Genomic DNA, 22,472 nt, shown 5'->3' with positions numbered 1-22,472 from the left:
TCACGCTATTATATTTTTAAAGAGTATTCTAGGAAGCAAACATGAGAATATTATTAGTCGAAGATGAGCAAAAAACTGGGGACTACCTTAAGCAAGGTTTATCTGAAGCAGGTTATATTACTGACTGGGTTACAGATGGGCTCACAGGTAAACAGTATGCACTTTCTGAAGATTACGATGTCATCATATTAGATGTGATGCTACCTGGGGTAGATGGCTGGCATATTATAGAAGCTGTCCGTAAAAATGGAAAAACCATGCCGATTTTATTCTTAACAGCGCGAGATCAAATTGAAGACCGCGTAAAAGGATTAGAGTTGGGTGCGGATGATTACTTGGTAAAACCTTTCGCATTTGCTGAACTTCTCGCAAGAATAAAAAGCTTACTTCGTCGAGGACAGCAAAGAGAAGACAGTAACTTAATTAGTATTGCCAATCTTGAACTTGATATCAGAAAACGGCGTGTAACGCGTGAAGGACAACGTATTGACCTGACCGCGAAAGAGTTTGCATTGATGGAATTATTTATGCGTAGACGTGGTGAAATTTTGCCGCGAGCGCTGATTGCCTCACAAGTTTGGGATATGAACTTTGATAGTGACACCAATGTGGTCGAAGTTGCGATTAAACGTTTAAGAAATAAAATTGACAGTAACTTTACACCTAAACTGATTCAGAATATTCGAGGAATGGGTTACGTTTTAGAGGTTGAAGATGAGGCGTAAGCTGTTCAATGCGATTAGTTTCCGAATCGCCATTATTTTTTCCCTCTCCACTGTAACGATTTTAATTATTATGGGCTTCGTGATACACCTCGGAGTCACACAACACTTTGAAAGTGAAGATCGAGTACTCCTTGAGGGGAAAATTCAGCTTATACAAAATCTATTAAAACAGAATCCAAGCAACTCTAAAGAACTCAATGTTGCATTAAAAGATTCTCTTATTGGACATGATAATCTGATTGTGCAAGTTGAACGACCGTTGAATCAAATTGTATTTAATTCTGCACAAATGGCGATCGCACCACAGGTCATTGCCAACCCAGATCTGGATCAATGGATTAGATGGGAGGTCCAAGATAAAAATTATCGTGGATTAGTCTATCAAAATATTTTTGAAGATGATGAAGATGCACAATCTACCCAAATTATTGTTGCGATTGATACTTCAGAACACATGCTTTTTTTAAATGCATTCAAACGTCAACTGGTTTATATTTGTTTAATTGGTGCACTTTGCTTAATGTTTTTAGGATGGTTTGCGGTTTGGCGAGGATTACGCCCGATCAAAAAAATAGCGGCAGTTGTAGAAGGGATTTCAGCACAAAATTTATCTGAGCGTTTAGAAGTTGAGAATACTCCAACAGAATTAAAATCACTGACCATCGCCTTTAATGAAATGCTTGACCGCTTAGAGTTTGCTTTAGAAAAACTTTCCGACTTTTCATCGGATCTTGCACATGAAATTCGCACGCCTATCAACAATTTAATGACACAAACCCAAGTATGTTTGTCTCGTAGTCGAGATATCGATGCCTATAAAGAAGTCTTGTTTTCAAACTTAGAAGAGTTTGAACATCTGGCAAGAATCGTTTCAGATATGCTGTTTTTGGCGAAAGCAGAAAATGGCCTTAACCTTAAAAATGTACAAACCATTCATTTATACGAAGAATTCAACACTTTGTTTGAGTTTTATGATGCTTTAGCAGCCGAAAAATATATGACCTTTCATCTGGTCGGTACCGGAAAAGTCAATGCAAATATTGCGATGCTACGCCGTGCGTTGAGCAATTTAATCTCCAATGCTATTAAATACAGCAAGTCGAACTCTGTCATTCAGATTAAATGTCAACAAACCGCAGATCACACCAGTTTTTCAATTGAAAATGAAGGCCCTACCTTATCCCCTGAACAATTGTCTCGGCTGTTTGATCGTTTCTATCGAACAGATACCTCTCGTCAACGTGTTGAAGATGGTACAGGTTTAGGGCTTGCAATCACCAAGTCTATATTGACCTTACATGGTGCTACTATCCAAGCAGAATCACGAGATGGTTTAGTGATTTTCACGGTTGTTTTTAAAAATGAATATCTTCCAACATGATATACAAAGCAAAAGTATTTTAAATAAAATTACATCTTTAAGCAGCTGTTAAAAATACAGCTGTAAAAAGTTGAACTACAGATCAATTATTAAAAAAAATAAACTTTTCCGACTAATGTGTGTTTAATTTGCCTTAAAAATCTTTTAATATCCCCTATTGTTTAGTTTTTCTAAATAACAAAAGTGTAATTTTAAAGTCATTCTGATGTCTATCACCCTCTTTAATAATCAAGGTCTAAACACAACAGTAAAAGGAACATTCAATGAAATCCTCGCAAAATAATATGACCAAACTACGTAGTGTTTTGTTTGGTGCAGTGATACTCATTAGCGCAACCAATGCTATAGCTCATGTTGATTTAACCAGCAGCACACCAGCAATGAATGCCTCCATTACCACTGCACCTAAAAGTTTAGTGCTTAATTTTAGTGGAGAAGTCATGTTAATGAATATTAAGTTACTGGATGCACAAAGAACCAATATTCCACTTAACTATAAAGTGAATCATGATCTAAAAAAAATATTTAATGTTCCTGTTCCCGAGCTTAAAAAAGGCAAATATTTTGTTGTTTGGACAACAATGGGCAAAGATGGCCATAACATGAACAATGAATATAGCTTCACGATTAAATAAAACCAAAGAAATTGCAGATTGATGAACAACATTTCAGCAAGTGACTGAACTGTTGTTAGGGTTTGTTGGCATTTCATCAATAGTTTGAGTTGTCGCAAACTGAGGCGAATTGTCAACAGACTCGAATAAAGGAAAAAAATAATGTTCGAATTCTGGATTTGGTCAACTTGGCTAACAAAAATCACCTTATATCTCAGTACTGCTTTTATGATTGGCGGTGCTTTTTGTTATTTTTTACTCTGGCGTTATACCAGCATAAAAGTAACACTACTCAAATATATGCACTTAGGTGCGACATTAGGTCTGGTTGGAAGCACTTTAGGCTTTTTTATTTTAGTAGGTAGCTTTGCCAACGCGGGGCTTTCCGGTATTTTTGATCAAACCTATCTCAATATTCTTTTAAATACAGACACTGGGCAAATACACATTGTCAGAATCATCAGTTTTGCCTTAATTTTTCTGCTTTTAACGATCAAATTGGGCAAAAAAACCACTCACATCGCCACTTTTGAAAAAATACTATTTGTTGTGTTGCTTATCCCAATTCTTTATAGCTATTCTCAAATCGGGCATGTCACCAACCTACCATTTTTTGCTCAAATTATACTCAGCATTCATGTTTTTTTCATGTCGTTATGGATGGGCTCACTCTATCCTTTATGGAAAATGAGTCATAAAATCAGTGGTCGATCGTTAAGAAAACTCATGGAGGCATTTGGACGGATTGCAGCCTTTGTTGTCGGAGTATTAATCCTCTGTGGTATCACCATTGCATTATTTTTATTTAAGGATTTGAATACTTTAATCTATACCTCATATGGTCATGGTTTTGTTCTTAAACTGGCATTTGTGGGGAGTATTTTATTACTTGCTGCTTTCAATAAATGGTTTCTTACTCCACGACTTGAAGAACCTTTATTTGCGCAATATTTAAGTTGTGCCATTTTATTTGAAATGTATTTGGGTTTATTGATTCTACTTACCACAAGTTACATCACCACAGTGGTTGGGATTGATTAAAAAATACGGATATGAATAAACATCTAGAGTATAGCTTTAGATGATTTTTCAAATGAGATGAAACCTTATAAGTCATTGAATTGAGAAGATTCCATAAAAGTGAATTCATCTGACTGGAGAGTTTGCACTGCCGCATCTTACCTTCAAAGTTTAAATACCTTTGCGTAGGCGATGCCTTACTTTTCAGAGATGAAAAGATAACAAAAATCTTCTGTTAGGCGAGAGGTACGTCCTGTACCTCCGCCCAACGGCGACATCCATGTCGCCCCGCGATAGAACGATCATGTATAATTAAATAATAATAAAAGCAAAAGTAGCTTAATTTCTATGAACTGATTATTTTTTAATTAATTCAGGAGATAGCGTCATAAACATTAAATAAAACATCGTTCAAAAAAATATATTTTTAGGGGCTGTTCACAAACTAAATTTCTATCTACAACAAGCTGTTATAAAAACTTGAATTGTTTTACTTGACCTTACCATTATGTCAAAGTTTAGGATTTAGATCATGGAATAAGACTTATAGGTATGACTTATGGAAAATAGATCACAAGATCGTGTTTCTGATTTGAAAAGTAGTTTACAAATCAAGGGCATGAGCTGTGCAAGTTGTGTCAGTCGAATAGAAACAGCGCTTAAAAAAGTCGATGGCGTCACTCAAGCATCCGTGAATTTAGCCACTGAACGTGCTGATATTACATCGAATATCAGCATTGATCGCCAAGCACTGATCAATGCGATTGAACATGCTGGATATGAAGTTGCTGATGCAGCCACTGAATTATCTATTGATGGCATGACTTGTGCCTCATGTGTCAGTCGTGTTGAAAAAGCGCTCAAAGCCGTTCCCGGTGTCAAAGAGGCAAATGTAAATCTTGCAACTGAACGAGCAACAATCACTGGCACAGCCAATGTTGCAGCTTTAATTGCAGCGATTGATAAGGCGGGTTATGACGCCAAACAAATTCAAAGCGCTATTCCAGATCAAGCAGAACATCTCGAAAAAAAAGATCAAGAACGTGCTGAACTAAAACGAGACCTTATACTTGCCACGATTTTTGCGCTGCCAGTTTTTATTTTAGAAATGGGTTCACACCTTATTCCCGGCATGCATCACCTGATTGCTCAGACCATCGGGGTACAAAATAGCTGGTATTTACAGTTTATTCTGACCACACTGGTGTTGGTGATTCCGGGGCGTAGATTCTATATACATGGTTTACCCGCTTTATTGCGTTTAGCACCAGATATGAATTCATTGGTTGCTGTAGGTACCTTGGCAGCATATCTATTTTCCATCGTCGCAACATTTATGCCCAGCATCTTACCAGCTGGAACAGTCAATGTTTATTATGAAGCCGCTGCGGTTATCGTTGCCTTAATTTTACTCGGTCGTTTTCTTGAGGCAAAAGCCAAAGGGCGTACTTCTGAAGCTATTCAACGCTTAGTCAGTTTACAAGCCAAAGTTGCACATGTTTCTCGTGAAAATCAAATCATAGATATTCCGATTGACCAAGTTGTAGTTGGTGACTTTATCATTGTTAAACCGGGTGAACGTGTTCCTGTAGATGGAAAAGTTATTGAAGGCAAAAGCTTTGTCGATGAATCGATGATTACGGGTGAACCCATCCCTGTCGAGAAAAAAGTAGACAGTGACGTTGTCGGTGGTACCATCAATCAAAATGGCACCTTTAGCTTTAAAGCTGTCGCTGTAGGTGGCGAAACCATGCTTGCACAAATCATTCGTTTGGTTGAGCAAGCACAAGGCTCGAAAATGCCGATCCAAGCTGTGGTTGATAAAATTACCTTATGGTTTGTACCTGCTGTGATGGCTGCTGCTGTACTGACTTTCTTGATTTGGTTGATTTTCGGCCCTTCCCCTGCTTTAACTTTTGCTTTGGTCAATGCTGTTGCTGTGCTGATTATTGCCTGCCCTTGTGCAATGGGTTTAGCAACCCCAACTTCAATTATGGTCGGGACAGGACGTGGTGCCGAACTCGGCGTACTGTTCCGTAAAGGTGAAGCATTACAACTACTGAAAGATGCCAAAGTGGTTGCTGTAGATAAAACAGGTACATTAACTGAAGGTCATCCTGTACTAACAGATTTTGAGGTCACTGAATTTTTTCAACGTGATCATGTCTTAAGTATGGTGGCAGCCGTTGAATCTCGTTCTGAACATCCAATTGCCAAAGCTATTGTGGATGCTGCAACCAAAGAAAACCTAACCTTACCCAAAGTCAATCAATTTGATTCTGTGACAGGTATGGGCGTCTATGCAGCTATAGATGAAAATGGCGAAATTCATATAGGTGCGGATCGCTATATGCTGCAGCTCAATATTGATATTTCACCTTTTGCAAGTGCGGCACAACGTTTAGGTGATGAAGGCAAATCACCACTTTATGTGGCAATCAATGGCAAGCTGGCAGGAATTATCGCGGTTGCAGATCCAATTAAATCAACCACGCCAAGTGCAATTAAAGCCTTGCATCAACTCGGTCTTAAAGTTGCCATGGTCACAGGTGATAATGCCCGTACAGCCCAAGCGATTGCTCGACAATTGGGCATTGACGAAGTGATTGCGGAAGTTTTACCTGAAGGAAAAGTAACAGCGGTACAAAGCCTTAAAGCAAAATATGGCAATATTGCATTTGTCGGTGATGGGATCAATGATGCCCCTGCTCTGGCTGAAGCCGATGTTGGGCTTGCCATCGGTACAGGTACCGATGTTGCAATTGAGTCGGCGGATGTTGTATTGATGTCAGGTAACTTGCAAGGTGTTGCCAATGCCATTGCTTTATCAAAAGCCACTATCGGCAATATTCATCAGAATTTATTCTGGGCATTTGCATACAATACCATGCTGATTCCAGTTGCGGCTGGACTACTCTATCCTGCTTATGGAATCTTACTTTCGCCAATCTTTGCAGCAGGTGCAATGGCTTTATCCAGTGTATTCGTCTTGGCCAATGCCTTACGTTTACGTCGCTTTCAACCCGCTTCTACTTTCGAGTAGCAGCTTGTAGAGAGAATCACCATGAATATTGGAAAACTGTCTCAAACTGTTGGAATCTCTGCCAAAATGATTCGTTATTATGAACAAATTGGTCTGATTCCAGCCGTGGGGCGAAGTAATGCAGGATATCGCTCTTATTCCGACCAAGATGCTGAACGGCTCAAGTTTATTCGAAGCTCAAGATCGCTCGGCTTCTCGGTTGCAGAAATCGCAGATCTTCTGGATTTATGGAACAATAAAAATCGACACAGTGCGGATGTAAAGCAACTCGCGCTCTCGCATATCGAAAAATTGGAAATCCGTATTACTGAATTGCAGAAGATGACCAATACTTTGCAAAACCTCATCAATTGTTGTGCGGGTGATCATCGACCGAATTGTCCAATTCTTGAGGGTTTGCAAAAGCAGGATATTGAGCTTCAGGAAAGCTACCATCAAAATGATTCTCTCTCTGTTTCTCCACTTGCGCAGCAAAAAGTTAAATAAGGTTTAAAGCTTTTTTAAATCCTCTACTGATCAGTTTAGGATTTAAAATCCTCCCCCCTGCAAAGTAATACTTCTCACCTTTGAAAATGGGGAGTTTTCATTAATAAAATGAATTGAGTTTTATGCAGCTCTCTTCTTTTTTCAGCGCAACGGGGCTTGCACTGCCTCATATTACAGTGAAAGGTTTTGAGTAATTTATGCAGGCAATGCCTTACTTTTGAAAGATCAAAAGTAACAAAAATCTTTTGCTGGGCGAGGGGCACATCCTATACCCCCGCCCAGCGGCGACATCCTTGTCGCCATACGATATAGTCAACCTGTCAAAAAGCTCAGACACAAAAATTCAATTCCTCTTAATTAATATTTTTTATTAAATCAATTACATAAAAACAAACTGTTTGATTATAAAAAAGTTAGCAATGCCACACCTTACAGTGAAAGGTTTAATTTAACTTGCGTAGGCGATACCTTACTTTTGAAAGATCAAAAGTAACAAAAATCTTTTTTTGGGCGAGGGGTACGTCCTATACCCCCGCCCAACGGCGACATCCATGTCGCCACACGATAGCCACACCATGTATGATTAAAAAAGCAAAAGCGACATAATTTATACTTCTCTTATTCAATTTTAAACCCATAAAAAAACTGCAATCGCTTTACGATTGCAGTTCCATTTTTTAAACAGTTTTAGCTTACTTCAGACTATAGGCAATCACATAGTCACCATGATCAGGAGATTGTCGAGCACCGCCCGCAGTCACCATCACATATTGTGTACCTGTTTTAGGTGAAACATAGCTGATTGGCGTTCCTTGGCTACCGACAGGTAAACGTGATTTCCACAACTCTTTACCTGAAGATGAATCCAAGGCACGTAAGTAGTAATCTTGCGTTGCTGCAAAGAAGACTAAACCACCTTGTGTTGCCATTGGTCCACCAATGGTAGGCATACCAATCGGTGCTTTTAATCCCATTTTTATCCCCATAGGTCCAGTGTCTTCGACTGTTCCCATCGGTACTTGCCAAGCAATCTGGCGAGTTTTCATATCAATGGCAGTCATGGTGCCATAAGGCGGTTTTTGACATGGGATATTCAACTTCGACCAGAAACGATCTTTATTGACTTTATAGGGTGTACCTTTCATCGGTACAGCACCCATACCTGTATTGACCTTTTCACCACCATTTGCCTGAATTGCCAAGTCTTCAGGGGTTTGTTCAACCAACTGAATCCATAGACCTAAACGCATATCGTTGACAAACATATATTGGTGGCTTGGATCAAAGGCAATACTGCCCCAGTTCATCCCACCCAAAGAGCCGGGGAAGCTTAACGATTTATCTGTACCCGGTGCAGTATATAGTCCTTCATAACGCATGGATTTAAAGCCGATACGACACATCAGCTGGTCAAACGGTGTTGCGCCCCACATATCCGACTCAGTCAAAGTTTGATTACCAATTTGTGGCATTTCAACAGAACGTGGCTGAGTTGGGCTATATTGTTCACCCGGAATATTGGCAGCTTTAACAGGCTGTTCAATTACCTTGGTTAATGGTTTACCTGTTAAGCGATCCAATACAAAGAATTGTCCAGATTTGGTTCCAATCACCACAGCAGGTTGATTCTTACCACCTTTCATTGGGAAATCAACCAAGCTTGGTTGCATCGGTAAATCAAAATCCCATAGGTCATTATGAACAGTTTGATAGACCCATTTTTCTTTACCTGTGCTTGCATCTACAGCCAAGATAGATGAATTATATTTATGATCCAAGGGTTGACGGTTGCCTCCCCAAACATCCACAGATGAGCTACCCATTGGCATAAATACCGTGTTCATTTTTGGGTCATACGACATCGCAGCCCATGAGTTAGCTGAACTGCGTTTATAGGTTTCGCCTTCTTTTAACACATGGTTTGGATCAGGATTTCGTGGATCAAATGCCCAGCGTAATTGACCTGTGATCACATCATAAGCACGAATCACCCCACCCGGCATATCTGCGGCAAGGTTATCTGCAATACGACTACCTACCACAATCACTGTACCTGCAATAGTCGGTGCAGAGGTCACTTCAAAACGTGGTGCGGTAGTGCCTTCACCCAAGCCTTTAAGTAAGTCAACCGTTCCATCTACACCAAAATCTTTACAACGCTCACCGGTGTCAGCATTGACCGCAATTAAACGGCCATCTGGTGTGTTGGTATACACACGGCGTAGACAAGCGGTATTGTTTGCAACAGCTTGAACAGGTGTTGCACCTGCCAAGGTCGGTTGGGTTAAAGGTTCAGTTGAATCGAAGTAAGCCACACCACGACAACGTTCCCATGCATCCGATTTAGAATTTACTTCGGCTTTCCAAAGCTGTTTACCTGAGTCAGCCTCTAAAGCAAAAATATTGTTATGTGGCGTACATAAGTAAATCTTGTTGCCCACCTGTAAAGGGGTCATTTGATCTTCTGCACCGTTGCCTGAACCTGTGGTGAAATCACCTGTACGAAAACGCCATGCTTCTTTGAGTTGATGGACATTCTCACGGGTGATTTGATCAAGTGCAGCAAAGCGACTGCCGCCAGAATCCTGACCATAATGTTGCCAATTGCTTTGTTGCTGGTCTGCTTGAACAGGAACCAATGGCAATGCCTGACCTGAAGCTGCAACCGTTGGATGCGGTTGGAACATTTGATAAAGCCCAATCAACATACCTAAAACCGTGAGTGCACCCAAGCCATAAGCTGGCAAGCTTGCACTCGGTTGAAACTGGTAACGGCGAATCGCGGGCAAAGTAAACATCAATGCTGCAAATACACCTGCTGGAAACATCAGTCTTGAAAATAAAGGCCAAAATTCCCAACCTGCATCCAGCAATGACCAGATGATGGTGCCCACAAATACCAAACTAAATAGCCAGACACCCAGTGTTTTTTTCTTAAATATAAAAATTGCTGATGCCAGTGTGAATACACCAGAAATCACGAAATACCATGATCCGCCCAGTGTTGCCAACTTGGCTCCGCCTACAGTAAAGAATAACCCTGTCACAAGCAAAGCCAAACCTAAGATAAAACACCATATTTTTAATACGGTATGTGTCCTTGTAGATTCGGTCATACGTCATACTCCTAAATTAGAAATTCACACGCATGCTTAAACCAGCAACCCATGCATCATCCACTTCTTTTACACCCGCAGGCTGATGGATATATTGTAGGTTTGGTCGTAGCATGATTGCAGGTGACCATTGATAGGTATAGTTCAATTCAACATTGAGCTCATCACGTTGCACAGGCACATAATCTGTTGCAAACCTATCGTACTGGTCATAACCACGGCTGTTATTGGTGGCAATCTGACGATCTTTATAACGATCATTGACCATATAATTTGCAAGCCCAAATCCAATTGAATCATTGGGACGAGTGTCAAAAGGCCCTTTGTACCAGAGTGCAAGTTGTTGGGTACTTTGTACTGCCGTGGTGGCTTTATCATTGACAACGGCATTAAAGCTCACGAACAAACCACGTTTAGGGTCTTGCCCTTTTTGGCTCAGTTGTTGTTGTGCATTGAGCCAAAAACTATGTTTGCTATCATGTACTTTTCCTGCAATCGCAATATCGTTGGCTTCAGCTGTCGAGTACAACGCACCGACTTTATACTCGCCTGCTAAACCATCAAATGCTGCTAATTTTGGGCGCCACGCTAGTTCTACTGGAATAGTGGCACCTTTGACATTGCGCATATCCAAGTTAAAACCATCGTTTTTGCCAGTTTTAATGTTGTCAGGATTGACTTCATAAATACCGACACCGAGTGTCCACTCAGGTGCAAATTGATACTTCACATTGGTTCCCCATAAACCTACGGGTAAGTTGTACCAAATCGAACCAATGGATTTGCCCAGTTGTCCACCACAAAGTAATAGGTTTTGAAACTCACATTGTGAACCATTAAAGTCATCCGACATGCCCATACGACCAATCTTGAATTGAACCGTATTGTCAGCAAAGCCCTTTTTGACCCATGCTTGGGTCAGGCGCCAGATTTTGCCTCGTCCATAAATTTCTTGTGAATTGCCTAAAGCACCAGAACGTGGGTCTTTAATGCTTTCTAAAGTTAAAGCATTACCATCACGTTTGGTGATTAAGATATTGGCTGTGGTGTCTTTCCAGCCCGCGATTTTATTTAAATCAAAGTTTGCACCCAACGCCAATTGCGCCGCATTTTCAAAGCTGTTGTTGTCGTGATAGCCCCCGTCTAAATTGGTTGCAGCTTGGCTCATAATAGAGGCCGTAAATTTATAGCCGTCTTTTTCCAGTTGTTGGCGTTGCCCATTCCAATCGCCCAATAACCATTGACGATCTTGTGACCAAGCTTGCTCAGCAAAACTACTCTGAGCCATACACAATGCAACGGCTAAACAGCTCAGTTTGATCGATAATCCATTTAAACTCATATTACTTCCTTATTATTTGTTATTTCAGTTTTACCGCTGAGCTAAGTTCAGATGTTGCGCCTAGACGATCTGTGATATTGGCTGTGATTGATGCAACTTTCATTGTCGGTTTCCAAGTCACGCTTGCTGTGCCTTGGGCATTGGTTGCAACAGTACTTGAGCCTAAATAAAACTCGGCTTCATTTGAGCTTGCTTGTGAGTTGCCAAAAAATTCAACTTGATAACGTTGATTCGGTTGTCCTTTTACCTCTACCGCAATTTGACCTTTTGCTAGGGTCAATTTAGGTGCTTGAATATTTTGATTTGGTTGTGGATTACAGCCTTGTTCATTGGGTTGCTGGCAGGTCTTTTGTAAGTTTGCTGGATCAATTTTTACACCATGACCACGTGAACCGACAAAGTGCGCATGTTCTAATCCCGGAATATCAAAAATAATTGCACCTAAACGTTGATTGGGCACACAGCTTCCCCCCGCTTCACAGCGTTTGATGTCTTTGCCATTATTCCAAATTTGATTTTTGGTTAATGTGATACGTGCATTGGCATCTTTTTCTGAACGAATCGCAACTCCAACCCGATTACCATGGACTTTATTGCTGTCAAAAATATTGCCATCACCCGTCAGGTTAAAACCGTTGGAGTTATTGGTGAGTTCGTTATAGGCAATATAATTGCGTTTGCCCCAGTTGATCTGTAAACCATCTGAATAGTTTTCAAACTTGTTGCCAATCACGGCATTGTCATTGCCCCATAGAATTTCAATGCCTTGTGATGGCTCTGGGTTTGCAGCAGTTGAAATAAAGTGGTTATTGGCAACCAAGTTAAATGCAGCACCACGGGTTAACTCAAGTCCATCACCATTGTCTTGGAAATAGTTATTCAGTACTTTGTTGTTATTGGTGGTGGTCGCAGTCGGATTACCTTTACCATCATCCCCTGTCAACATCACCCCTGCACCGCCATAGTTGTGCATAATACGGTTATTTTGGATCAGGTTATTGCTGGCACGGTTCATCAAGATCCCAATACAAAAACGACGAATCTCTAGTCCTTGAATGCTGACCCCGTTGATGTCACGTAACACAATTCCCGGCAAAGTTGTGGTACGAACATTGGTTCCGAACTGCCCTTCAACAGCCCCCGGACAAGCTTCAACCCCTGTACCTTTAATATAATTTGAGCCATCAATCGCGATAAACTCACCTGTTTTTGCCCACTGTGTACCGATGATTTTTACTGGTGCTTTAATTTCTGGCAGTGGGCTGTTGACCTTAATGGCATAAGGCGCTTGCCCAACCGCTTGAATCAAAATCTCACTGGTTTCACTCGGCTTGCTGTTGACTTGCTCAATCGCCCAACGTAGTGAACCTTTTTCACTATCATCCTGATAGCGATCCACGACATAGCTTTCCGCCATTGCCAAACCAGAAACCGCTAAGCCAAGTGCCAACGTTGTTAAACGTAATGAAATCATTTTCATGTCTAAAAATTCCTTTTAATTTATGGTGTAGGTTGAACGGTTTTTAATAACTGTTTCAGTTGGGTCACATCAATTTGACCGGGCGCAGAAGCTTCACCGATCATGCCAAAACTAAAGCTGCCGCCCATATTGGCTGTGGCAATTCGAGAAATCGTGCCGAGTTTGCCCATCGACATGGTGAGCAATGGTTTTTTAGATTGCTGACTGACTTTTAAGGTTGCATTCATCAAAGTAAATACATCTTGTTTGCTTTGTGGCATCACTGCAATTTTAAGAATATCTGCACCAAGCTGATCTTGTTTAAGCAAGCGTTGAACGATTTCTGCTTCATCAGGGGTCTTTTTAAAATCGTGATTGGACATCACAATCAATACTTTTTTCTCATGTGCCAATTTAACTGTGCTTTTCACCACTTGCGGATCTCGGAACATTTCCACATCCAACATGTCCATAAAGGGTTGGCGTAAATAGGCTTGATAAGTTTTGCCATAATCCGCATCACTGATGGTCAGTTGCCCGCCTTCGTTATGAGTGCGAATAGTGGCAATCACTGGTTTAGACCCTAAAATCTGTTTAAGCTCATGTCCTAAAGCAATCACTTGCTTAGTGTCACTGGCAAAGTTGAGCAGATCTATGCGGAACTCAGCCAAATCCGCATCTGGATTATTGGCAATGATTTTTGCCTGTGCTAAGGCTTGTTCTTTGGTTTTTGCTGTAATCGGGACAATGGTTTTTACTGGGAGTTTTGCCAGTTCTGCAAGTTCAACTGGGCTTGGTGAAACAGGTTGCGCCTGTGTCATTTGAAAGGTAAATATGGAGCTAAGTGCAAGCGTCAATGCTGCAAATTTTTGTAGTTTCATTTTTCATCTTCCTGAATAAATTATCCGTTTGTATATTGCGATTTCATTTAAGTGCTTTTCGTCGATCTTAATCCCTCCTCATCCCTCCCTTGCGGAACCTCAATCGTTCCTTAGCTTTTAAAAAAGAGGAGTATCGCGAATCTCAAGACTTAGATGATTCCAAAACAAGACCTCTCTTTCAAAAAGAGAGATCTTGAGGATTGTTAAATATCAAAAAACACGGTTTCGTCTTCACCTTGAATACGAATATCAAAGCGATACACGATTTCACCGTCTACTTCACTGCGTTTTGCAATCAGGGTTTGGCGGCGGACTGCCCACTCAATACTGTTGAGTACAGGATCATTGGCGTTTGCTTCAACTTCATCGTCAAAATAAATACGGGTATGCAAACCAATGTTGATTCCACGAGCAAATAGCGCGACGGCAATATGTGGTGCTTGGGTTGAGCCTTTACGCCCTGCTACAGCCCCCGGTTTAATGGTGTCAAAACTCCAAAAACCAGTTTCAAAATTTGCGCCTGTACGCCCCCAACCCTGAAAATGAGCATCGGCTGTTTTGCCTTGGGTATCGGCCTGACTTGGATAAACCCCATTGGCATCGGCTTGCCAGATTTCCAATAAGACATCTCGTAATGGCAAACCCAGCCCATCAAACACTTGACCTTCAATACGGATGCGTTGGCCTTGAGTATGTTGCTTCACCAATTGGTTATCGAAGCTATGTTCAAATACTTCAATATTGGCTTGTTGTGGCAATAAACCGATATGTACATAAGGACCACCTGTTTGTGATGGGGTTTCCTTAATTTCCTGAAAATTCCATGCATTCATTGTCTGAGTTCCTTAAGTCAAATCATTTTCAAAATAAGTCGCACGACGACCACGCAGGTGAATATCAAAGCGGTAACAACGACTATCTGATTCTATGAAATTGTTTTTATCTTCTAATGCGATCAAGGCACGACGCTGATCTTCAGATGGAATGGTTTTTAAAATCGGGCAAGTATCTATCAGGGTATCGCCCTCAAAATAGAATTGCGAAATCAAACGTTGTGCCCAACCATCGGCAATCAATGAAAAATGGATATGCGCTGGACGCCATTCATTGATTCGGTTACGCCACGGATATGGCCCCGGTTTAATGGTACGGAAAATATAAAAACCATTTTCATCGGTTAGGGTACGACCACAGCCACCAAAGTTAGGATCCATTGCGCCAATAAATTTGTCATTTGGATGGCGATAACGACCTGATGCGTTGGCTTGCCAAACTTCCAATAAAGCGTTTTTTACAGGGCGACCAAACTGGTCACGTACATAACCATGCACAATAATTCGCTCACCGACTGGGAGCCCTTCTTTGGCATAGTTCAAAATCAAATCATTGTCTTTTGCACCAAAAATTTCAGGTGAAAAATGCGGTGAAGTGACTTCAGTTAATGTTTCATTAATCGAGATCAATGCATTTTTGGGCGAGCGTAATACACTGGTTTTATAGCCTGGTGTATATGCTGGCGGGTGATCTTCTGTATTCCGTTGCGGATATGCACCCAATGTATGACTTAACATGCCTATCTCCTTAATCCTGTTGTTGTGCAGCGACAGGTTGCACTTCTATTCCAAGTTCTTTAAAAACATCTTCAGCCATGTGCATTGCAGCATTTGCGGCTGGCAGTCCCGCATACAATGAGCTGTGTAAAATCAGTTCTTTGAGTTCGTCCTTGGTAACGCCATTGTTAAAGCAAGCACGTAGATGCATTCTGAGTTCATCTTCTCGTCCCAATGCCAACAGAATAGCAATGGTGACTAAACTGCGGGTATGCCGTGGTAAACCTTCACGTGACCACACCTCACCCCAAGCAAAACGGCTAATAAAATTTTGAAAATCTTGGTTAAAGTCATTCAAGTTTTCTAAAGAACGCCCGACATGTTTTTCACCCAATACTTCGGTGCGGACCTGTAGCCCTTGTTGGTAACGTTGTTCATCATTCATTGAAATTTCCCCTCATTGCGATCTTCTGTCTGATCTTGAGAAAGTTAGGTTGCATCGGTATGCGCCACTAAGGATTTAACAAAAATTGCCACAGCCGCAGCGGTTGCAGGAATCATCAATAAGCTTAAAATTGCGGTAAAAGACCAATCATTGCCGAGTAAAACAGCACCAATCCAAGCGCCAAACACTGCGCCAAAACGACCGATGCCTGTCATCCATGCCACGCCAGTTGCACGACATTGAGTTGGGTAAAAACGGGCACTTAACGCGGGCATTGCAGACTGCGCACCATTGATTGCCACACCTGCACATAACACCAAAATCGCCAATAATGTTGGGTTGCTGAGGCTTTGACCTACGGCAACCGCAAATAAGCCGGCGATAAAATAGAATGCTGAGATAATGCGGTTTGGGTTAAAACGATCCATTGCCCAACCAATAAATAACGCACTCAACACACCACCAAACTGGAATAGACCGCCAATAAATGCTGCGCGTTCCATGGTTGCGCCCGTTTCACGCATCAAGGTTGGTAACCAACTGGTGAGCAGATAAATCACCACCAAGCCCATGAAATAGGTTGACCATAACAGCACCGTGCCTTTGGCAAATTTTTGCGAAAACAGCATGCCAAATACATTTTTCTTTTGTGCCACAGCAGACTGTTCTTCTGGGATATAAAAGCTGTCTGCAAGCTGTACTTTTTCAGGGGCAATATGGCTTAGAATTTTGCGAACTTTTGCAGCATCACGACCTTTGACAATCAAGAAGCGATATGACTCAGGTAACAGCACAATCACTAATACCATCAAGATCAACGGTGAAATACCACCAAGTAGAAATAAGCTGTGCCAACCAAAGGTAGGAATCAGCCAACTACTGACAAAACCACCTGTTGCCATACCTAAGTTATAGCCACAAAACATACAGGTCACGAGCAGTGAACGAACACGATTCGGGCAGTATTCTGAAAACAATGTGGTGGCATTTGGCATTGCTGCGCCTAGGCCAATACCAGTTAAAAAGCGCAGTACAACCAAACTGTCTAAGTTTGGCGCATATGCTGAAGCCAAGGTAAAGCCACCAAAGATCAACATTGAAATGGTTAATACAATCTTGCGTCCAAAACGATCCGCGGTAGGTCCTGAAACCAATGCACCAATGATCATTCCACCCAGTGCTGCACTCATCACAGGTCCAAGTTGAGAGCGATCAATCCCCCAATCCTGTGCCAAAGCGGGTGCAATAAAGCCCATTGCGGCCGTATCGATTCCATCAACAAATACAATCAGAAAACAAATGATTGCAATCATCCATTGATACTTGCTGATCGGTGCATCATTAATGAGTGCCTGAGCATCCATACTGTTTTTTGGGGCAGCAAATTCCTGTGCCATAGTTGCCTCCTTGTAGGCGAATTCCTTTCTAACCCTAGACGGTTATATGTTCTGAATAAACTTGGACAATGTCTGATTGAACACTTGTGGTTGTTCAATATTGGACAAATGAGAAGCTGCCAAGATTTCAAGTTGACTGGTTGGAATGGATTGATGCATAAACGCTGCATCCTGAACCGTCGTTACAGGGTCATATTGACCTGCGATAATTAAAGTTGGGATTTGAATTTGATTGAGCTGATCTCGAACATCTGCATTTGCCAATGCTCGACAGGCATTGGCATAGCCTTGTGCTGGTGTCACAGCCAAACTTTGTATAGTTTTTTGAGCAAGCACATCATGTGCATAATCAAAATGCTCACTAAACCAACGGGTATGTGTGGTTTTTACAATTTCAGCCAGCCCATCTTGCTCAACGCTATCGGCACGGGTATTCCATGCTTCAGCTGTACCAATTTTGGCGGCTGAGTTTGCCACAGTGATGCTATAAAAGCGTTCAGGGTATTGAATTGCCAGCGTGAGTGCAGTGATGCCACCCATTGAAATTCCACAAAAATGTGCTTTTTCAATATGCCATGTATCTAAGATATCAATCACATCGTCGGCAAAGTTTTGCAGTGTACTGTTGGCAATCACATCACTCGCACCATGCCCGCGAGTATCATAAGTAATAATCTGATAGTGTTGCGCCAAAACATCTACTTGTGTTTGCCACATCCCATGATCCGTTCCGAGTGAGTTGGAAAACATGATCACTGGGGCATCTTTTACGCCTTGGATTTGAACGGCAAGTTGCTGTCCTTGACGATTTTTAATTTTCATACTGACTTTCATGGTTTAGACACCCCTTGTGCTGCTTGTAGTACGGCATCAATTTGTGCCTGAATATTGCCCAAGTAAGCGGCTGGTTTAAAAATCTCATCTAATGCCTGTGCACTTAGATGGACATTCACCTCAGCCATTGCGGACAATACCGTTTTTAAATGCTGCTGCTGTGCGATGGCTTGCTGGCAAGCTTGCTCAACCAAATGATGCGCATTTAAGCGTCCAATTTTGGGTGCCAGTGCCATCATTGCTGCTTCTGCCATGATCAAGCCCTGAGTACACTCAAGGTTACGCTGCATGGCTTGTGCATCGACTTGCATATGTTCAAGTACATCTATCGTGCGTTCTAAAGCACCTGCACATAGCTGGAAAATTTCAGGAATTACTAACCATTCTGCATGCCAAGTGCCTAAAGCACGTTCATGTTCTTGCAGCATATTTTGGTAGACACTTGCCATTAATGCTGGGACACGGTTGGCTGCTGCAAGGACGCAAGCTGCTGCAACTGGATTCCGTTTATGTGGCATGGTGGATGAACCACCACGACCTTTTGCAGTGGGTTCAAAAACTTCAGCAATTTCAGTTTGCATCAGCAAAGACCAGTCTTTTGCCATCTTGCCGACATTACCGACAATCATGGCAAGCACACTGGCAATTTCAACGATGCGGTCACGTTCACCGTGCCATGTACACTCAGGCGAGGTTAAATTTAATGCCACAGCATAGGCTTTAACCACCGCTGAACCTTGATCTTGTAATGATGCCAATGAGCCGACAGCCCCACCGAGTTGAGCAGTAAGCACTCGGCTTTTCATCTCGTGTAGACGGTCAAGATCACGTTTAAATGCCGCAGCCCAACGTGCAAACTTATGCCCTAAGGTGATCGGTAAAGCTTGTTGTAACCATGTGCGACCGATCATGACTTGATTACGATACTGTTGTGCTTGGTCTAATGAAACTTGATACGCCTGTTGTAATTGTTTTTCGATCAGCCCCAAGGCATCACGGCATTGCAGAATCGTGGCTGTATCAATAATATCTTGGCTGGTTGCGCCCCAATGCACATAACGCGCTGTGTCTTCATCGTGTTGTTTTACAATCGCAGTAAATTGCTTTACGAAAGGAATCGCAATATTTCCCGCAAGTGCTGTGGCAGTTGCCAATGCTTCAAAATCAATTTTGGCTAAGGCCTGTTGTCCAACTTGTTCAATGATGCTGGCTGCGGATGTTGGAATCACACCCACTTGTGCCTGTGCTTTTGCCAAAGCCACTTCGGCTTGGATCATATAAGCCAATAAGGCATGATCACTAAAGATTGCTGTGACATCAGGCTGATAAAATAAGCTGGCGTATAACTGGCTCATCAGATACCTCACTCAACACGTTGAATAATTAATGCAATACCCTGCCCCACCCCAATACACATTGAACATAAGGCATATTCACCCTTGATCTGTTCAAGTTGATTTAAGGCAGTGGTCACCAGTCTGGCACCTGATGCACCCAAAGGATGACCTAAGGCAATCGCCCCACCATTAGGATTGACACGTGCATCATCATCTGCCAAACCCAAATCACGGGTTACGGCCAAAGCTTGGGCGGCAAAAGCTTCATTTAGCTCAATCACATCCATTTGTTCTAAGCGAAGATCAGCTTGTTTAAGCAGTTTCTTGATCGCAGGCGCAGGTGCAAAGCCCATAATTCTTGGTTCAACACCGACTGTGGTTGCTGCAATAATTTTGCCACGTGGTTTTAATTGGTATTTTTCTACAGCTTCATCTGAGGCGATCAGTAATGCTGCCGCACCATCATTAATCCCAGACGCATTTCCCGCCGTGACCGTACCATCGGCTTTGACCACGCCTTTAAGTTTTGTCAGTGCAGCTAAAGTGGTTGATGCACGTGGATGTTCATCGGTATCCACAATCACAGCATCACCTTTACGCTGTGGAATAGTGACAGGCACAATCTCGTTTTGAAAAAAGCCTTGAGCTTGTGCTGCCGCGGTACGTTGTTGGCTGTTTAGCGCAAATTGATCTTGATCCGCACGGTTAATATTGAATTGTTCTGCCACGTTTTCAGCAGTTTGTGGCATGCTGTCCACACCATACAATTCTTTGAGTTTTGGGTTGATAAAGCGCCAGCCCATGGTGGTGTCTTCAATCTTTTGACTACGTCCAAAAGCACTGTCCGACTTGCCCATCACATAGGGCGCACGGCTCATACTTTCTACACCACCGGCAATGATTAAATCTGCTTCATTGGCCTTGATGGCACGAGCTGCCATGGCAATCGCATCTAGTGATGAACCGCATAAACGGTTGACAGTGGTTGCTGGCACTTGGTATGGCACACCAGCCAATAATGCTGACATACGCCCGACATTACGATTGTCTTCACCAGCCTGATTGGCACAGCCATAAATCACATCATCAACTTGCTGCCAATCTACCGTTGGATTACGTTGTATCAATGCTTGAATTGGAATTGCACCGAGGTCATCTGCACGGACTGGCGCAAGACCACCAGCATAACGACCAAATGGGGTACGGATGGCATCTATGATGTAAGCGTTTTTCATGTTGTTTATATCCTTAAATAATCTCCCTTGCGCTGCTACAACCGCAGCTCACCTCTTTGTAAAAGAAGAAGTTCCCCTCTTTCATAAAGAGGGGTTAGGGGAGATTTAATCATTCCGTAAGGAGAGATTTAATCATTCCGCAAGGGAGGGATTTATTATCCCTGTGTCGCATCAATCAATTGAGCACCCGTCAAAGCCTGTAATTCTTCAAAGCTCAGACCTGCAACTTTTTCAAGCACTTTTAAGCCTTCTGCAGTCACATCAATCACGCATAGGTCGGTATAGATACGATCAACACAATGTTTACCTGTCACTGGATAAGTCAGTTCTTCAACAATCTTAGGTTCACCTTGCTTGGTCACATGGTCGGTGGTGATAAAGACTTTCTTGGCCCCTACAGCCAAATCCATTGCACCACCCACCGCAGGAATCGCATCTGGCGCACCGGTATGCCAGTTGGCAAGATCGCCATTGGCTGCCACTTGAAATGCACCCAATACAGCAATATCCAGATGTCCACCACGCATCATGGCAAAAGAATCACCATGATGGAAAAATGAGCCACCCGTTAGCATGGTGACATATTCTTTGCCTGCATTAATCAACTCAGGATCTTCTTCACCTTTGGCGGGTGGAGGACCAAAAGCCAATAAACCATTTTCAGAATGTAGAAATACATCTTTATCTGTTGGCAGATATTTTGAAATCTTGGTTGGTAAACCAATGCCTAAATTGACATAAGCACCATCGGGAATATCTTGGGCAACACGTTCAGCAATTTGGTCACGGCTTAATTTTTGGTAGCTCATTGTTATTCTCCATTACCATTGGCTGCATCAACTGCAACCACATGCTGAACAAAAATCCCTGGGGTAATAATATGCTCAGGATCGAGTTGACCCAATTCAACCACCTCTGAAACCTGTGCAATGGTGACATCTGCAGCCATCGCCATGATTGGACCAAAGTTACGTGCTGATTTGTTATAAACCAAGTTGCCCCAACGGTCGCCGTGATGTGCTTTAATCAGTGCGAAGTCTGCTTTAATCGGATATTCAAGCACGTAGTCTTTGCCATCGATATGACGAGTTTCTTTGCCGTCTGCCAATAAGGTGCCAAAACCTGTTGGGGTAAACACCGCACCTAAACCCATTCCTGCGGCTTGAATACGACACGCGAGATTGCCTTGTGGAACCAGTTCAAGTTCGATCTTGCCCGCATGGTAGAGTTCATCAAATATCCAAGAGTCCGACTGACGTGGGAAAGAACAAATGATTTTACGGACTGCACCTGATTTAAGCAGTTTAGCCAGACCATAATCGCCATTGCCTGCATTGTTATTGACAATCACCAGATCTTTAACGCCAAGTTCAATCAGCCCATCGATCAGCTCTGCGGGCTGTCCTGCTGTTCCAAAGCCACCAATCATAATGGTTGCACCATCTTTGATTTGTGACAGAACCTCGGTCAATGAGGTGGCGCTTTTATCAATCATCTGACTACTTCCTGTACTATGAATCACTCATTTGTTTCATCCTAGAAACCGATGAAACTTAAGTTGAGTGTTTTGTTCGGATTTCTTATCTTCATTCTTGATAAATTTTGTA

The 22,472-nt window shown here is 42.2% G+C and carries 19 protein-coding genes; 6 read left to right on the top strand and 13 right to left on the bottom strand.

All coding sequences use genetic code 11. From position 1 onward, the window contains the following. Positions 1 to 41: 41 nt before the first annotated feature. The 6 genes from AS4_RS06070 (at position 42) to cueR (ending at position 7,269) form a co-directional block, all read left to right on the top strand. Positions 42 to 725 (top strand): heavy metal response regulator transcription factor, encoded by a 684-nt coding sequence (locus tag AS4_RS06070; protein WP_004722117.1) that lies wholly within the window; start codon positions 42 to 44, stop codon positions 723 to 725. After that, positions 715 to 2,106, top strand: a complete 1,392-nt coding sequence (locus AS4_RS06065) for a heavy metal sensor histidine kinase (RefSeq protein WP_096733543.1) — start codon at positions 715 to 717, stop codon at positions 2,104 to 2,106. The genes AS4_RS06070 and AS4_RS06065 overlap by 11 nt, the downstream gene beginning before the upstream one ends. Before the next feature lie 263 nt (positions 2,107 to 2,369). Further along, on the top strand, positions 2,370 to 2,741 hold the full coding sequence (locus AS4_RS06060) for a copper resistance CopC family protein (protein ID WP_096733542.1): 372 nt from the start codon (positions 2,370 to 2,372) through the stop codon (positions 2,739 to 2,741). A 141-nt stretch (positions 2,742 to 2,882) separates the two neighbouring features. Next, positions 2,883 to 3,761: a copper resistance D family protein gene (locus tag AS4_RS06055; protein WP_096733541.1), complete on the top strand. Its 879-nt coding sequence runs from the start codon at positions 2,883 to 2,885 to the stop codon at positions 3,759 to 3,761. Between the two features lie 538 nt (positions 3,762 to 4,299). Then, complete coding sequence (locus AS4_RS06050) at positions 4,300 to 6,783, top strand: heavy metal translocating P-type ATPase (protein WP_096733540.1); 2,484 nt, start codon at positions 4,300 to 4,302, stop codon at positions 6,781 to 6,783. 21 nt (positions 6,784 to 6,804) lie between these two features. Further along, complete coding sequence (cueR, locus tag AS4_RS06045) at positions 6,805 to 7,269, top strand: Cu(I)-responsive transcriptional regulator (protein ID WP_034618209.1); 465 nt, start codon at positions 6,805 to 6,807, stop codon at positions 7,267 to 7,269. A gap of 692 nt (positions 7,270 to 7,961) precedes the next feature. Here the strand turns inward: cueR and AS4_RS06040 are convergent. The 13 genes from AS4_RS06040 to AS4_RS05980 form a co-directional block, all read right to left on the bottom strand. Beyond that, the gene (locus AS4_RS06040) at positions 7,962 to 10,385 is read right to left on the bottom strand and encodes a glucose/quinate/shikimate family membrane-bound PQQ-dependent dehydrogenase (RefSeq protein WP_096733539.1); all 2,424 of its coding nucleotides are present in this window, start codon (positions 10,383 to 10,385) and stop codon (positions 7,962 to 7,964) included. 16 nt (positions 10,386 to 10,401) lie between these two features. After that, positions 10,402 to 11,727 carry a carbohydrate porin gene (locus tag AS4_RS06035; RefSeq protein WP_096733538.1) on the bottom strand — a complete coding sequence of 442 codons (1,326 nt, stop codon included), beginning with the start codon at positions 11,725 to 11,727 and terminating at the stop codon, positions 10,402 to 10,404. A 19-nt stretch (positions 11,728 to 11,746) separates the two neighbouring features. Further along, complete coding sequence (locus AS4_RS06030) at positions 11,747 to 13,207, bottom strand: right-handed parallel beta-helix repeat-containing protein (RefSeq protein ID WP_096733537.1); 1,461 nt, start codon at positions 13,205 to 13,207, stop codon at positions 11,747 to 11,749. Between the two features lie 20 nt (positions 13,208 to 13,227). Then, positions 13,228 to 14,067 (bottom strand): type I 3-dehydroquinate dehydratase, encoded by an 840-nt coding sequence (gene aroD / locus AS4_RS06025; protein ID WP_096733536.1) that lies wholly within the window; start codon positions 14,065 to 14,067, stop codon positions 13,228 to 13,230. Positions 14,068 to 14,270: 203 nt separating this feature from the next. Beyond that, positions 14,271 to 14,900, bottom strand: a complete 630-nt coding sequence (gene pcaG, locus AS4_RS06020; RefSeq protein ID WP_034617756.1) for a protocatechuate 3,4-dioxygenase subunit alpha — start codon at positions 14,898 to 14,900, stop codon at positions 14,271 to 14,273. Positions 14,901 to 14,912: 12 nt separating this feature from the next. Next, positions 14,913 to 15,638, bottom strand: coding sequence for a protocatechuate 3,4-dioxygenase subunit beta (gene pcaH, locus AS4_RS06015; RefSeq protein WP_004722139.1), 726 nt, complete (start codon positions 15,636 to 15,638; stop codon positions 14,913 to 14,915). A gap of 10 nt (positions 15,639 to 15,648) precedes the next feature. After that, positions 15,649 to 16,062: a 4-carboxymuconolactone decarboxylase gene (gene pcaC, locus AS4_RS06010; protein ID WP_004722141.1), complete on the bottom strand. Its 414-nt coding sequence runs from the start codon at positions 16,060 to 16,062 to the stop codon at positions 15,649 to 15,651. A 44-nt stretch (positions 16,063 to 16,106) separates the two neighbouring features. Further along, complete coding sequence (locus AS4_RS06005; protein WP_096733535.1) at positions 16,107 to 17,459, bottom strand: MFS transporter; 1,353 nt, start codon at positions 17,457 to 17,459, stop codon at positions 16,107 to 16,109. A 42-nt stretch (positions 17,460 to 17,501) separates the two neighbouring features. After that, on the bottom strand, positions 17,502 to 18,281 hold the full coding sequence (pcaD, locus tag AS4_RS06000; protein WP_096735487.1) for a 3-oxoadipate enol-lactonase: 780 nt from the start codon (positions 18,279 to 18,281) through the stop codon (positions 17,502 to 17,504). Between the two features lie 8 nt (positions 18,282 to 18,289). Further along, positions 18,290 to 19,648, bottom strand: coding sequence for a 3-carboxy-cis,cis-muconate cycloisomerase (pcaB, locus tag AS4_RS05995; protein ID WP_096733534.1), 1,359 nt, complete (start codon positions 19,646 to 19,648; stop codon positions 18,290 to 18,292). A gap of 8 nt (positions 19,649 to 19,656) precedes the next feature. Next, on the bottom strand, positions 19,657 to 20,865 hold the full coding sequence (gene pcaF / locus AS4_RS05990) for a 3-oxoadipyl-CoA thiolase (RefSeq protein WP_096733533.1): 1,209 nt from the start codon (positions 20,863 to 20,865) through the stop codon (positions 19,657 to 19,659). A gap of 155 nt (positions 20,866 to 21,020) precedes the next feature. Then, positions 21,021 to 21,674, bottom strand: a complete 654-nt coding sequence (locus AS4_RS05985; protein WP_096733532.1) for a 3-oxoacid CoA-transferase subunit B — start codon at positions 21,672 to 21,674, stop codon at positions 21,021 to 21,023. A gap of 2 nt (positions 21,675 to 21,676) precedes the next feature. Further along, entirely contained in the window at positions 21,677 to 22,360 is a 684-nt protein-coding gene (locus AS4_RS05980) for a 3-oxoacid CoA-transferase subunit A (protein ID WP_096733531.1), read from the bottom strand. Between the last annotated feature and the right edge of the window lie 112 nt (positions 22,361 to 22,472).

It is taken from the genome of Acinetobacter guillouiae (assembly GCF_002370525.2).
GTDB lineage: Bacteria > Pseudomonadota > Gammaproteobacteria > Pseudomonadales > Moraxellaceae > Acinetobacter > Acinetobacter guillouiae.
Note: the sequence above shows the minus strand (reverse complement) of the source record. Positions and strands in the feature narration are given on the sequence as shown.

Bases quoted from the DNA above. Each gene is read 5' to 3' on its own strand.
- pcaB (WP_096733534.1), bottom strand. From the start codon at position 19,648: ATGAGCCAGTTATACGCCAGCTTATTTTATCAGCCTGATGTCACAGCA.
- pcaF (WP_096733533.1), bottom strand. From the start codon at position 20,865: ATGAAAAACGCTTACATCATAGATGCCATCCGTACCCCATTTGGTCGT.
- AS4_RS06005 (WP_096733535.1), bottom strand. From the start codon at position 17,459: ATGGCACAGGAATTTGCTGCCCCAAAAAACAGTATGGATGCTCAGGCA.
- AS4_RS06065 (WP_096733543.1), top strand. From the start codon at position 715: ATGAGGCGTAAGCTGTTCAATGCGATTAGTTTCCGAATCGCCATTATT.
- cueR (WP_034618209.1), top strand. From the start codon at position 6,805: ATGAATATTGGAAAACTGTCTCAAACTGTTGGAATCTCTGCCAAAATG.
- pcaC (WP_004722141.1), bottom strand. From the start codon at position 16,062: ATGAATGATGAACAACGTTACCAACAAGGGCTACAGGTCCGCACCGAA.
- AS4_RS06035 (WP_096733538.1), bottom strand. From the start codon at position 11,727: ATGAGTTTAAATGGATTATCGATCAAACTGAGCTGTTTAGCCGTTGCA.
- aroD (WP_096733536.1), bottom strand. From the start codon at position 14,067: ATGAAACTACAAAAATTTGCAGCATTGACGCTTGCACTTAGCTCCATA.
- AS4_RS05985 (WP_096733532.1), bottom strand. From the start codon at position 21,674: ATGAGCTACCAAAAATTAAGCCGTGACCAAATTGCTGAACGTGTTGCC.
- AS4_RS05980 (WP_096733531.1), bottom strand. From the start codon at position 22,360: ATGATTGATAAAAGCGCCACCTCATTGACCGAGGTTCTGTCACAAATC.
- pcaH (WP_004722139.1), bottom strand. From the start codon at position 15,638: ATGTTAAGTCATACATTGGGTGCATATCCGCAACGGAATACAGAAGAT.
- pcaD (WP_096735487.1), bottom strand. From the start codon at position 18,281: ATGAAAATTAAAAATCGTCAAGGACAGCAACTTGCCGTTCAAATCCAA.
- AS4_RS06030 (WP_096733537.1), bottom strand. From the start codon at position 13,207: ATGAAAATGATTTCATTACGTTTAACAACGTTGGCACTTGGCTTAGCG.
- AS4_RS06040 (WP_096733539.1), bottom strand. From the start codon at position 10,385: ATGACCGAATCTACAAGGACACATACCGTATTAAAAATATGGTGTTTT.
- AS4_RS06060 (WP_096733542.1), top strand. From the start codon at position 2,370: ATGAAATCCTCGCAAAATAATATGACCAAACTACGTAGTGTTTTGTTT.
- AS4_RS06055 (WP_096733541.1), top strand. From the start codon at position 2,883: ATGTTCGAATTCTGGATTTGGTCAACTTGGCTAACAAAAATCACCTTA.
- AS4_RS06050 (WP_096733540.1), top strand. From the start codon at position 4,300: ATGGAAAATAGATCACAAGATCGTGTTTCTGATTTGAAAAGTAGTTTA.
- AS4_RS06070 (WP_004722117.1), top strand. From the start codon at position 42: ATGAGAATATTATTAGTCGAAGATGAGCAAAAAACTGGGGACTACCTT.
- pcaG (WP_034617756.1), bottom strand. From the start codon at position 14,900: ATGAATGCATGGAATTTTCAGGAAATTAAGGAAACCCCATCACAAACA.